Below are 12,294 nucleotides of genomic sequence, written 5' to 3' on the forward strand. Positions count from 1 at the left end.
GCTCACGGCCCCGCGTCCACGACCACGCGCTGCGCCGCCGTGCGTGCATTGCTGGCGCCGCCGTACATCAGTTCAGCAGTGGCCGGCGCGGCGAGGTAGTCACCGCCGTTGCCCGCGCGCAGGAAGTAGTGCAGTGCATGCGTCCCCGCTGGCAGACGCTCGGCATAGAAGCGGGGCGACCGCGGATCGAGCCGGCGTGTGGCAAACCAGCTGCTGCCCTCGTCCGATACCTGCTCCAGATCCAGACCCGCGATTGCGCCCAGCGCCAGATCGGTCGGCCGCAGGCCGCCCGGCACCGCATCGGTGACCGCGACGAAGTAGCGCGTCGCGCTGGTGCGCACGCGCAGGGTGACGCGCAGCCAATCGCCTTCGCGCACGTTCGCGCCATCGATCGACGTCCATGCGCCATCGCGCAACACCGCGTACTGGCGCTCGATCGAAAAGCCGACGGCCGACGCGCGGGCCTGCCGGGCGTCCTCGTCGAACGCGATCTCGGCGATATAGCCGGCCGGCGCATCGCCCGAGGAGCGGTTGGCGATCGCGAGCCGTCCGTCGGTGGGCAACGCGCCCTGCCAGTCCGTCTGCACGTCACCGGGCGCGACGCTCAAGGTCTGCTCGGCCGCGGTGCCGGGCTGCAATGCGGCCGACACCGTTCCGGTACCCGGACGCGCGACATCGCGCAGGGCCAGCAGACACATCGCGCCGCTCTGCGTGTCCACCGCCGGCGTGCCGCCCGCGTAGAGATCGCCGAGGCCGGCGATCAGGGCACGACGTTCGGTCGCATGCGTCGTGTCGCCATGCAGCAGATCAATCAGCGCACATTGCTCGCGCAGCGGCGAACCCATCCAGCGCGTCGCATCGCCGGCTGCACGCAGCGTGCGCACCGGCCCTTGCGCCGGGGCCTGTTGCAACAGACGCGCGAGCGCCTCGTCGGCAGACGGATGGTTCGCGTGCCGCAGGCCCGAGGTCAGCGCGATGCGTGCGGGCATCGCGAGCTGCGCCCAGCGCGCGAAGCTGTCGTCGAGCGAGGCGGCCGGCGCATCACGGAAGGCACTGAGCGCGAACGCACGTTCATTGGCGGCGACCGCATCTGCGGCTACCGGCAAGGGCTCGCGTGCGCGGCTCGCCAAGAAATCGCGGGCACGCTGGTCGATGCCGGCATCGACCGGATACCCCAGCCCGCGCAGTTCATTGAACGCACGCACCGTCCAGGCGGTCAGCGCGAACTGCGTCCGCGCACCGGCGTACGCCGCGTCGACGCCATCGGCAAAGAACCTGAAATCGCCGCCGCCGTTCTGGAACACCGCGGCGTTGTCGAGCGCTTCGCGCACAGCGGCTTCGGCGCCCGGCCAGTCGGCGACGTCTCCGCGTTCGATTGCGAGCGCGGCCGCAACGGCGCGGCTGAGGATCTGCTCCCAGCAGCGGTGGCGGTGGTCGCGCATGTCCCCGGTCCAGCGCGACACCAGCCCCGCAACGCCGTGCTGCAGGGTGACGTGCAGATGTGGGCTGCTGGCGCTGTCCGGCAACTGCGGCAGGGCCAGCGACACGGGCGTCTCGCCGAGCCATCCGGCCTGCAGGCGGCGGCCGCGGATCGTTGGCGGCGCGACCTCGATCGTCGCGGCGACGGCGTCGCGACCGGCGTCTGCCTCCGCACTCGCGAGCACCTGCAGCGCGCCGGGCGCGACAGGTTCGATGGAGGTCGCGATGCTCGCCTGACCGCGCGCAGCCAGAGTGACCGCTTGTGTGTCGCGCACCGGCGGATCTAGGCCTTCGACCTGCAGGCTGCCCCGCACCGCCGCTGGCACGTCGCCGGTCTGGCGCAGGTTTGCGGCCAGACGTGAGCGGTCGCCGGGATACAGGCGCACCGGTGTCTGCAGGCGCACCTCAAGGGGCAGGCCGGTTTCAAGCGTCGCTTCGGCAACCTGGAAGTCGTCATCGGCATCGCTGCTCCATGCGATCGCGCGCCAGCGGGTGAGATTGTCGGGCAGCGTCAGCGCCACCTCGCGGGTTTCCCCTGGCGCGAGCCGCACGCGCGGCAGCCACAGCGCCGTATCGGCGAAATGCGAACGGACGCGCGCGCTTGCCTGCAGTGCGCGATCCATGTCGCTGCCCCGCGTCTCGTCGATATCGAGATCGCGCCGGCCGCTGCCGGCGTCGGCAACGGCATCGGCGAGGCGGCTGCCGGTCACCACGATCTGGTCGAGGCTCGTGTAATCAGGATCGACACTGGCGCCGATGTCCATGGCAGGAGCCGGCGGCGCGGGGGGTGCTGGCGGCGGCGCGGGCGCATCCATTGGACTGGGGTCATCGAACACCACCGGCGCCTCGGGATACGCTGGCACCGGCGGTTCCAAAGCGGCGTCCGCAGTCGTCGGCCACGGCAAACGCACTGCCCATGGCGGCGAACGCTGCCACAGCGAAAACCCGGCCGTCGCCGGCGTCGCGTGGGGTGCCCGCATACCCAGCCAGGCATTGCCGGCAGGATCCGAATAGGCCAGGAACGGCCCGGCGAGTGCGCGCAGCGCATCGTCGACGACGGCCAGCGTGACCTCGCGCGGCTGATCGCCGGGGTTGTGCAGGCGCACCATGTGGCGTCCGCCGGGCGCCGCCTGGGGGGCGTCGAATGCGACCGTTACCGCCACGTCCGCTTCGGACGTCGACGGCATCGGCACTTCGGCGCGAAGCGTCGTCAGCGTCGGCACCTCGCGGATGCCGCCCACGACCGAACCCGGCGACGCGTCGCGCACGAAGGCATGCAGCACCGGCGTGCCACGCCAGTCGCGGTCGGTCGGCACGGTGAGCTGCGCGACGCTGCGGTCGAGGGTCTCGACCTGATGGGCGAGCAGCGTGTCGTTGCCGGCCACGAACACCAGTAGAGCGCGGGTGCGCGCATGCGGCTGGGTCAGCGCAAACCGGGCCGGATCTCCGTTGGTTTCCACCGGACCCAGCAGTTCGAGCGTCGCACGCTGGCGCGTTGCGGGCGCCGTCCAGCCGTCCCAGACATGGCGCACGAGGGTGGCCGGTGCGGCGTCGCCACTGCGCGCGGTGAAGCGGTAACGGCCTGGGGCCTTGCGCGGGACATCGCAGGTCACCGCTTCGCGCGTTGGCACGCTGCAGCGCGCGACCACGTTGGATGCCGCGTCCGCCGCGGCATCGTGCGGCTGGTATTCCACCACCACCTCCACCGGCGCATCGACCACGGCGCCTTCGGCATCGATGACCAGCCCCTGCAGCGTCACCGGTGTGCGAGCGTCGAACGCGCGCGGCTCGACCTGCAGCCCGGTGAAGCGTGCATAACGGCTGTAGCGCGCACTCGCCGCATTGCTCGCGGTGGCCTCGCGATCGCCCGGGCGCAGTTCGGCGATGACCCGCAGGTCGCCGAACGCAACCGGCGTCGCCTCGGGCGCGCGCATCGTCACCGGCTGGGCGATTCGGGCGCGGCCATCGGGTCCGGTCACCGGCGCGGGATCGACGGCGTCGACCAGCCGCACCGGGCCATGGCCGGCGAAGGATTCGATGAAGGTGTAGGCCGCGTGCTGCGGATACGCCGATCCGATGCCCCGCGGCGTCACTGTGGCCGTCACCCGCGACAGGGCGATGCCCGCCGCCGGCCCGCCCGAGTAATAGCCGGCCGACAGGTCGACATCGAAGCGTTCCCCGTCGCGCAGCACGCGCGGCGCATCGCCCGTCGCCTCGACCCAGAGATCCTGCGCACGATGGGTGCCGACGAAGAAACACGTGCCGCGCACCGCGTAGCGCTCGCCGGTGCCGATGCAGTAGGTGCCGTCGGTCAGGTGCACCGGCAGCGCAAGCTCGCCGTCGATGCCGCCGTCGGCATCGGGCGTCGCATCCCAGCGCAGGATCGTCCGTCTCTGGTCACGATCGAACAGCTGCAGCGCATGCGCGGGCGGCGTTTCGATGCGCAGCAATCTGCCGCCGCTGCGCTGGCGCTGCCACAGCCGGTAACGCACGGTGTCGCCGCTGCGGTACATCGGCCGGTCCGACACACCCCAGGTCTGCAGCGGCGCGGCTTGGCCGAGGTGCAGGTTGTAGGCGGCCGGCTGCCAGGCCGGCAACACCGCCCGACGCGCGCGATCGCCGCGGCCCTGGCTCGCGCGCAGCAGCCACCTCGGAAAGCCGGCCTCGCCCTGCACGTCGTCGGCGATGGCGTCGGGCACGCGCAGCCGGGCGACACCATCGCGACCGGTCTTCGCCGTGGCGACCACGCGCGGCGGCGCGTCGGCACGGTCCATCCACAGCAGTTCAACCTGCGCACCGGTCACCGGGGCATCCGTGTCCCAGGCATTCGCCCAGGCCAGCACCTCGCGACGCCCGGCGACCGCGAACAGATCGAAGTCCGGCGCGGCGAACTCGAGCATCGATGGATTCGCGCCGACATCCGGACGCCAGCGCGCCCAGCCGCCTTCTGCCAGCACGCGCGTGGTGACCGTCGAGTCGATCGGCAGCGCCGGGGCGAGCGCAGGCGCTGCCGCGACGGTGCGCCCGGTGTGCAGCGTGCGACCGACGCCGGTCACGTCGATGTCGACACCTGCGGTGTTGACCGCTTCGGCGAGCATGGCCGGCAGCCGGTCGCCGTCCGCGATCAGGCGGCGTTGCCCGGGCGCGCGCAACGCCGGGCGGAATGGCCCGATCCGCAGATCGATCCGCGCCGGTTCGATCTCGGTCGATGTGCCCGACGCGCGCAGCCCGGCATCCACGTTGATCGTCACGGCATCACCAGGCGTCTCGAAGACGATCCGCGCCGAGCGGCCCGGTGCCGCCGCGATCGATCGGTCATCGTCGGCGTACACGCCGGACTGGTCGGACCAGCTGAGGACCCGCGCGCTTTCCGGCAGCGACGCGGCCCATTGCGCCTCGTCGGCCGGATCAAGCGGTCGCGAAAACCAGATTTCGACCGGTTCACCGGCCACGCAGCGCAGGTCGACCACGCCATCGCGATTGCGCGCATAGGCCGTCCGCGCCGGCGCCGCGCACTGGCCGCCGCGAATGCGGAAGGACTCGCGCGCGAGCACACGCACCAGCGACGCGTCCTGTGTGCCGGGCAGTGGACCGGCGGTGCTGCGCAGGCCGGGCACGACCGACAACTCGACGATCCGGTCCGGCCCATCCGGCAGTTCCAGCGCGTCGGCGTCGAGATCGAAGGAGACAGCGTTGTGCCGGCCCGGGCTGGAGACGGGTATCAGCGCCGCGACCGGCAGCGTCATCGCGCTGCCATCGACACGTACGCGCAAGGCCGCAGCAACGGCCTCGCGTGCCGCCGGCAGCGACGACGTGACCCGGATCGTCGGCAGGCCATCGCGCCAGCGGCCGGCGAACGCCGAGAGCATGGGGCGTTGCGTTTCCGCATGCAGCACGCGCGGCGCCACCGTCACGCCCTGCTGGGTGGTCAGGCCTGCGTTGACCTGAATGCGATAGCGCGTGGCGGGTGCCGGCTGCAGATCGCCGAAATCGCAGTGCAAGAGCATGTCGCTGCTCCAGCTGCAGGTCGCAGGTAAATCGGGTTGCAGGCGGACGAGCCCGTCGCTGCGCGGGTTGTCCCAGACCTGCATCGGCTCGGAGAAGCGCAACTGCAGGCCGCCGCCCTCGAAGCCGGCATCGATGCGCGTCGCTTGCGCCGCAACCGGTGCAAGCCCGCAGGCCAGTGCCATCGCCATCCCGCCCAGACGGCGCGTCCACGCGCCTGCCACATCTGCTGTCCGCATCGCGTCCTGCACTCCTTTGCCGAAGACAGGACCAGCCTACACGGCGCGCGCGGGGCGCACGTGTGCCGGGAATCTCAACTGATCCGCTCGATTAGCCGTCGGTGCCCGATCAGACGCGCCCAGCGCACGCCGATATCCAGCCAGCAGACATAGGCCGCCTCGCCGGCAATGCGCCACAGGGTGATGGGGCGCCAGGACAGCGCCGGCTCGGCCGCGCACAGCTCCCAGTGCAAGCCGAGGCCGCGTGCGAACAGCGCGCAGCGTGCGAGGTGATAGCGGCTGCTGAGCAGGGTGACCCGGCGCGTCGGCGCGTCAGGATCGACAACCACGGCCGCCAGCAGACTGCGTGCATTGCGCAGGTTCTGCAGGGTGTCGCGCGACGCGTCTTCGAGCACCAGCGGGGCGTCTTCGGGCACACCGAGTGCGTGCAGCGCATCGCGGGCCAGCGCGGCTTCGGTCGGCCTGCCCGCCGGCCCGCCGCCGAGCAGCAGCACGCTGCCCGGCGCATGTGAGGTCCATAACGTCGCCGCGCGCGACAGCCGGGCCTGGAAATCCGCATCCAGCCGGCCCTGCGGCGAGTGCTTGCCGAACACCAGAACGCACTCGCCGTTGACCGGCACGCAGGGCGCGTTGCGCGCCACCCGCAGCACGTGCACCAGATACCCTACGTAGACCAGTCCGAAACTCAGCACGCACACCGCCGCAGCGACCCCGAGCGTGTGCAGCGCATCGCGGTCGGCCAGGCGTTTGAGGTGGTGCAACAGGCGGGTACGGGCCATCGGACGCGGCTTTGCGGACACTCGGAAACTGGGGCTGACCCGGAGTCTAGCCTCACGATGCTGTGGCTATACTCGGCCGCCTGATTGTCCCCCGGATCCGTTGCGTGCCTGAACCGCTGTCCCTGCCGCCGATGCCGGCACTCGCCATCCGTGCGTTCACCGCGACCACTGCGCTCGGGCGCGGCAATGCCGCCCAGGCCGCGGCGTTGCGCGAACGACGTGGCGGACTGCGTCGCAACGATTTCGGCCCGACCCCGCTGCCAACCTGGATCGGCCGCGTCGAGGGCGTGGAAGACGCACCGCTGCCGTCCGCGCTGTCGCGCTGGGAATGCCGCAACAACCGTCTTGCGTGGCTGGCGCTGCAGCAGGACGGCGTGCGCACCGCGCTCGACACGATGGTCGCCAAACATGGCGCGGACCGCGTTGCGCTGGTCGTTGGCACCTCGACTTCGAGCATCGGCGCGAGCGAGGAGGCCTATGCGCGCGCAGAAACCGGCGACGATGGCGTGCGTCGGTTCCCCGACGATCTGGCGCGGCCGATCGTGCACACCCCGCATTCGCTGGGCGATTTCCTGCAGCACGCCACCGGCCTGCGCGGGCCGTGCATCACCGTCGCCACCGCCTGCTCGTCGAGCGCGAAGGTGTTTGCGCAGGCGGCGCGGATGATCGAGGCGGGCCTGGTCGATGCGGCCCTGGTTGGCGGCGTCGACACGCTATGCGGCAGCGTGCTGTTCGGCTTCAACGCCCTGGGGCTGGTGTCGACCGAACGCTGCCGCCCGTTCGACGCCACGCGCGACGGTCTGTCGCTGGGGGAGGCCGGCGGATTTGCGGTGCTCGAGCGTGCTGCCACCGGCGATTCCGGTCTTCAGCTGTGCGGTTACGGCGAATCTAGCGATGCACACCACATGTCGGCGCCGCATCCCGAAGGTCTCGGCGCGACGCTGGTGATGCGCGGTGCGCTCGATCGCGCCGGCATCGCGTCGGCCGATGTCGGCTATCTCAATCTGCATGGCACCTCGACGCCGGCCAACGACTCGGTCGAGGCGCGCGCGGTCGATGCGCTGTTCCCGGCCACGCTGCACGCCAGCTCGACCAAGGGCTGGACCGGTCACACGCTGGGCGCGGCCGGCATCGTCGAGTCGGTGTTCGCCCTGCTCGCGCTGGAGAACGGCCTGTTGCCGGGCATCCTCGACAGCGCCGTGCGCGATCCCGCCTGCGGCCCGCAGATCCGCTTCGACAACGCCGAGGCAGACATCCGCTTCGCGATGAACAATTCCTTCGGCTTCGGCGGCAACAACTGCTCGCTGGTGTTCGGAAAGGTGGCGGCATGAGCACGTCGAGCGCGCTGACCGCGACGATCGCCGGCATCGGCTTCTGGACCGATGGACTGCCCGACTGGGACGCCGCACGGGCGTTCGCGCGCGAGGGCACGCGACCCGAATCCGCACCGGCGCGGCCGTCGCCGCAATTGCTGGCGCCGAACGAGCGCCGTCGCGCGCCGGGCTCGGTCGCGGTCGCACTCGAGGTCGCGATGGCCGCCTGCCGGGATGCCGGCATCGCGCCGGAAACGCTGCCGTCGGTGTTTGCTTCGACGCACGGCGATCTGGGCATCACTGATTACATGTGCGACACGCTGGCGGCCGATCCCACCGCGATTTCGCCGACGAAGTTCCACAACTCCGTCCACAACGCCGCGGCCGGCTACTGGACCATCGGTGCCAACTGCACCGAAGCGACGACCGCGCTCAGTGCCTACGACGCGACGTTCGCCCAGGGCCTGATGGAAGCGATGATGCAGCTGGCCACCGGCAGTCCCGCGGTGCTGCTGGTCGCCTACGACACCGCGTCCGCCGGCCTGCTCGGCACCGTGACCCACAGCGAGGGCCTGCTCGGCGCCGCCCTGGTGCTGGTGCGCGATGGCGATGGTCCGCGGATCAGTGCGAGCCTGCGCGACGGCGCCGATCTCGAATCGCCCGGGCCGCTCGGCACGCACGCGCAACACAACGCGATGGCGCAGATGTTGCCGCTGTTCGACGCGCTCGCCAGCGGCGGAGTACGCGCATTGCTGCGCGCCGGCCCGCACCGGTCGCTGGCGCTGGAGATCGCGCACGCGCCGCAGCCGGAGCCGACAGATGGCTGAGCATCCGCACCTGCACCGCGGCAATGTCGCGGTGGTGATCCCGGCACTCAACGAAGCCTTGCGCATCGAGGAAGTGATCGGCGAAGCACTGGCGTACTGCGAACACGTGATCGTCGTCGACGATGGTTCAGACGATGCGACGCCCGACATCGTCGCCGCCCTGCCCGTGACCCTGCTGCGCCACCCACGGCGCATGGGCAAGGGCCAAGCGCTGCGCGACGGCTTTGCCGAAGCGCGGCGACGCGGCTTCGCTGGGGTGGTCACGATGGACGGCGATGGTCAGCACCGGGCGAGCGACATTCCGCGCATGATCGAAGCGGCGAACCGTTACCCGGACTGCATCGTCAACGGCGCCCGGCTGAAGAAGCGCGGCACCCAGCCCTGGTACCGGCGGATCGGCAACGATTTCGGTGATTGGGGTATCGCCTGGGGTTGCGGCTTCCGCATGGTCGATACGCAAAGCGGACAGCGGCTGTACCCGGCCCCGGTGCTCGCGCTCGGAGACGTGCCGGGCGAAGGCTTCGTGTTCGAGGCGCAGATCCTGATCAGCGCCGCGCGCCGGCTCGGCTGTGGCGTGGTGTCGGTACCGGTGGAAACGCGTTACCACTGCGCGGACTCCGACGAACAGTTCCGCAAGAGCCACTTCCGGCTCTACCGTGATCTGAAACTGATCACCCTGCACGTGCTGCGGCAGGTGCTCGCGCACGGCGACCTGCTGCGCACCTGGCGCGACACCCGCGCCCATCCGCCGGTGATCTTCGACCCCGGCGCCGCGCACGATGCCATGCTCGCTGACGAACCCATGCAAGGTGCCCGATGATGTCCGACCAGGTCCGCGTCCATTCGTCCGACAGCAGTCCACACACCGATGTCGCGATTCTCGGCGGCGGACTCGCCGGGCTCACGCTCGCACTGCAGCTGCGCCAGCGCGATCCCACGTGCGCGGTCACCGTCATCGAGCGGCGCGCGCATCCGGTGCGCGAAGCCGCGCACAAGGTCGGCGAGTCCACGGTCGAGATCGGTGCGCACTACCTCGCCAAGGTGCTGGGCCTGGAAGCGCATTTGGAAGCCGAACAGATCCGCAAGTTCGGCTTCCGCTTCTTCTTTTCCGACCGGCGTTCGGACATCGACCAGTGCACCGAGCTCGGCGTCAGCCAGCTGTTGCCGACGCCGTCCTGGCAGATCGACCGCGGCCGCTTCGAGAACTTCCTCGGTGAGCGCGCACGCGCGGCCGGCGTGCGGTTCGAGGATGCCGCCGTGGTGCGCGAGCTGACGATGGCCGGCGACACCGACGGCGACCATCTCGTCGCGTTCGAACGCAACGGCGCGACGCACACCCTGCGCAGCCGCTGGCTCGTCGATGCCAGCGGGCGCGCCGGCCTGCTCAAGCGCAAGCTCGATCTGGCGCAGCCCAACGACCACGATGCCAACGCAGTGTGGTGGCGGGTGGACGGCATCGTCGATCCCAACGTCTGGTCGCAGGACGCCGGCTGGCTGCAGCGCTGCGATCCACCCGACCGCTGGCGTTCGACCAACCACATGTGCGGGCCGGGTTACTGGTTCTGGCTGATTCCACTGGCCTCGGGTGCGCACTCGCTGGGCATTGTCTGCGACGCGAAGATGCATCCGCTCGAGACGATGAACACCCATGCCAAGGCGATGGACTGGCTGCGCACGCACCAGCCACAGGTCGCTGCCACGCTCGACCGCAGCGAGCACACGCTGCAGGACTTCCTGTTCCTGCGGCACTTCTCCTACGGCTGCAAACAGGTGTTCTCGCGCGAGCGCTGGGCGCTGACCGGTGAGGCGGGCCTGTTCCTCGACCCGTTCTATTCGCCGGGCACCGACTTCATCGCGATCTCCAACACCTACATCTGCGACCTGATCGGCAAGGACCGCGCGGGCACCGATTTCCGCGCGTATGTCGCGCTGTATCAGCAACTCTACGTCTCGTTCTACGAGAACACGCTCACTCTCTATCAGGACCAGTACCCGCTGTTCGGCGACGAGCAGGTCATGCCGATCAAGGTGATCTGGGACTACACCTACTACTGGTCGCTGCTGGCGCCGCTGTTCTTCGCCGACCGCCTGACCAGCATGACGGTCCTGGGTCGCCTGCGCCCGGCGTTCGCCACGGCCGGCGGGCTCAACCTCGCCATGCAGCGGCTGCTGCGCGACTGGGGACGCCGCAACCTGGAGGCCGCGGTTCCCGACGCGCGGATGCTCGACCAGTCGGGTATCGACTGGTTCCGCGAGATGAACGGTGCGCTCAACGATCCGCTCGACGACGATGCGCTGGTCGCCCGGATCGGCGAGAACATCGCGCGGATGCAGTGGCTGGCCGCGGAGATCCTGCAGCATGCGCGCACAGCGCACCCGGAGATCGACGACATGGGGCTGGGCGCGCTGCTGGCCAGCGCCGACACTGGCAAGTTCACTTCACTGTCGGACACCTGGTACGCCGACGCGGCGTGACTTGCCGGGTGGCACCACGCCGCGCGGGTCCGCGCTGCGTGTGGTCAGCCTGCAGCGCGGACCCGCGGGATTACTCGGTTGAGCCCGGCAGCACCGGTGGGGTCTGCGGCGCATCGGCCGGCGGCGGATTCGCCACCCAGATCGCAACGCCGCTGGCGTACTTCTGCTGCGGGCTGATGTCGACGCCGACGCCGGCCGACGAGAACGAGCGTCCGCCGCCGCGTCCCACGCCACCGCCGACACTGACGCCACCGCTGCGGTAACCGTCGGCGGTGCCCTGGAACAGGACCCCGTTGGCACCGAGTTTCGCGGCCTCGTTGCGCAGCTTCTGCAGCACCGAGTCGACCTTGTTCTGCTCGCCGTAGGTCAGCGCGCCGCTGCTGGTGTTCAGGATCGCAATCTCTTCGTACTGGCCCGGCGGCGGGCCGTGGTAGATGCGCACCTGCGCCGGATCGATCGGCGCGCGGGGGGTACCGGTCAGGACATGGGAACTGGCGCAGCCGGCAAGCAGGCCGACGCCGAGCAACAACGGAAGCAGACGGGAAACGCGCATCGGTGAATCCTCGTGGCGGGTGCAGCGATCATGCGACTGTCGGCGTGAATCGGGATTCATGGCACTGAAGCCGGAGCCACTGGAACCCGCCAGACGTTCAGGTCAGCGCGGATCCGGGCCGGGCCGACATCAGCCGCCCTGCCCGATCCGCGCGCCGTCGACCGGATTCCGCAGCCAGCGCTTGATGTGCCAGGTCAGGGCACGGAAGTTCGAATTCATCTGGAAGCAGCCGCTGGTCAGTCCGCCGCCGCGGCCCTGCATGACGCCGTTGAAACCAGCGACACGCGTGCCGTCCTCGTACAGCGCGCCGCGCACGCGCAGCGTCTGGGTGTGCTCGATGAACCAGTTGCCGCCCCAGATCGCATCAACGATCTCCACCTTGAGCACGCGGCCGTGCATGTCGGCCAGCGGCGCCTGCGCCGGCTCGGCGACCTTGCGCAGTTCGCGGATCAGCGCGGTGTTGAAGTTGCCGGCGACATCGCAGGTGTCGAGGATCTCGGCATCGATGTCGGCGCCTTCGACGACGGTGACCGGCACCTGCAGCCGGATCTTGTCGGCGGCCAGCGCATCGCTGGTGAGCGTGCAACCTGCCGCGAGCAGGCAAGTCAGCGCGAATATCCGCAT

At 70.3% G+C, this 12,294-nt stretch carries 8 protein-coding genes; 4 read left to right on the forward strand and 4 right to left on the reverse strand.

Annotated elements, in window-relative coordinates:
• Positions 1 to 2 precede the first annotated feature (2 nt).
• Both J2W68_RS11230 and J2W68_RS11235 read right to left on the reverse strand, forming a co-directional pair.
• A complete protein-coding gene (locus tag J2W68_RS11230; RefSeq protein WP_310235855.1) occupies positions 3 to 5,723 on the reverse strand; it encodes an alpha-2-macroglobulin family protein in 5,721 nt (1,906 codons plus the stop codon).
• A 74-nt stretch (positions 5,724 to 5,797) separates the two neighbouring features.
• A complete protein-coding gene (locus J2W68_RS11235) occupies positions 5,798 to 6,502 on the reverse strand; it encodes a YdcF family protein (RefSeq protein ID WP_310235857.1) in 705 nt (234 codons plus the stop codon).
• Between the two features lie 131 nt (positions 6,503 to 6,633).
• Here J2W68_RS11235 and J2W68_RS11240 point away from each other — a divergent pair, with 131 nt between their 5' ends.
• The 4 genes from J2W68_RS11240 to J2W68_RS11255 are packed head-to-tail and all read left to right on the forward strand — an operon-like array spanning position 6,634 to position 11,117.
• Positions 6,634 to 7,833, forward strand: a complete 1,200-nt coding sequence (locus J2W68_RS11240) for a beta-ketoacyl-[acyl-carrier-protein] synthase family protein (protein WP_310236012.1) — start codon at positions 6,634 to 6,636, stop codon at positions 7,831 to 7,833.
• The gene (locus J2W68_RS11245; RefSeq protein WP_310235859.1) at positions 7,830 to 8,642 is read left to right on the forward strand and encodes a beta-ketoacyl synthase chain length factor; all 813 of its coding nucleotides are present in this window, start codon (positions 7,830 to 7,832) and stop codon (positions 8,640 to 8,642) included. The genes J2W68_RS11240 and J2W68_RS11245 overlap by 4 nt, the downstream gene beginning before the upstream one ends.
• Complete coding sequence (locus tag J2W68_RS11250; RefSeq protein ID WP_310235861.1) at positions 8,635 to 9,462, forward strand: glycosyltransferase family 2 protein; 828 nt, start codon at positions 8,635 to 8,637, stop codon at positions 9,460 to 9,462. The genes J2W68_RS11245 and J2W68_RS11250 overlap by 8 nt, the downstream gene beginning before the upstream one ends.
• Positions 9,462 to 11,117 carry an NAD(P)/FAD-dependent oxidoreductase gene (locus tag J2W68_RS11255; protein WP_310235864.1) on the forward strand — a complete coding sequence of 552 codons (1,656 nt, stop codon included), beginning with the start codon at positions 9,462 to 9,464 and terminating at the stop codon, positions 11,115 to 11,117. The genes J2W68_RS11250 and J2W68_RS11255 overlap by 1 nt, the downstream gene beginning before the upstream one ends.
• Before the next feature lie 70 nt (positions 11,118 to 11,187).
• Here the strand turns inward: J2W68_RS11255 and J2W68_RS11260 are convergent, their stop codons facing one another.
• Both J2W68_RS11260 and J2W68_RS11265 read right to left on the reverse strand, forming a co-directional pair.
• Positions 11,188 to 11,670 (reverse strand): hypothetical protein, encoded by a 483-nt coding sequence (locus tag J2W68_RS11260; protein ID WP_310235865.1) that lies wholly within the window; start codon positions 11,668 to 11,670, stop codon positions 11,188 to 11,190.
• Positions 11,671 to 11,799: 129 nt separating this feature from the next.
• On the reverse strand, positions 11,800 to 12,294 hold the full coding sequence (locus tag J2W68_RS11265) for a hypothetical protein (protein ID WP_310235867.1): 495 nt from the start codon (positions 12,292 to 12,294) through the stop codon (positions 11,800 to 11,802).

Source organism: Luteimonas terrae (assembly GCF_031457535.1).
Classification (GTDB): domain Bacteria; phylum Pseudomonadota; class Gammaproteobacteria; order Xanthomonadales; family Xanthomonadaceae; genus Luteimonas; species Luteimonas terrae_A.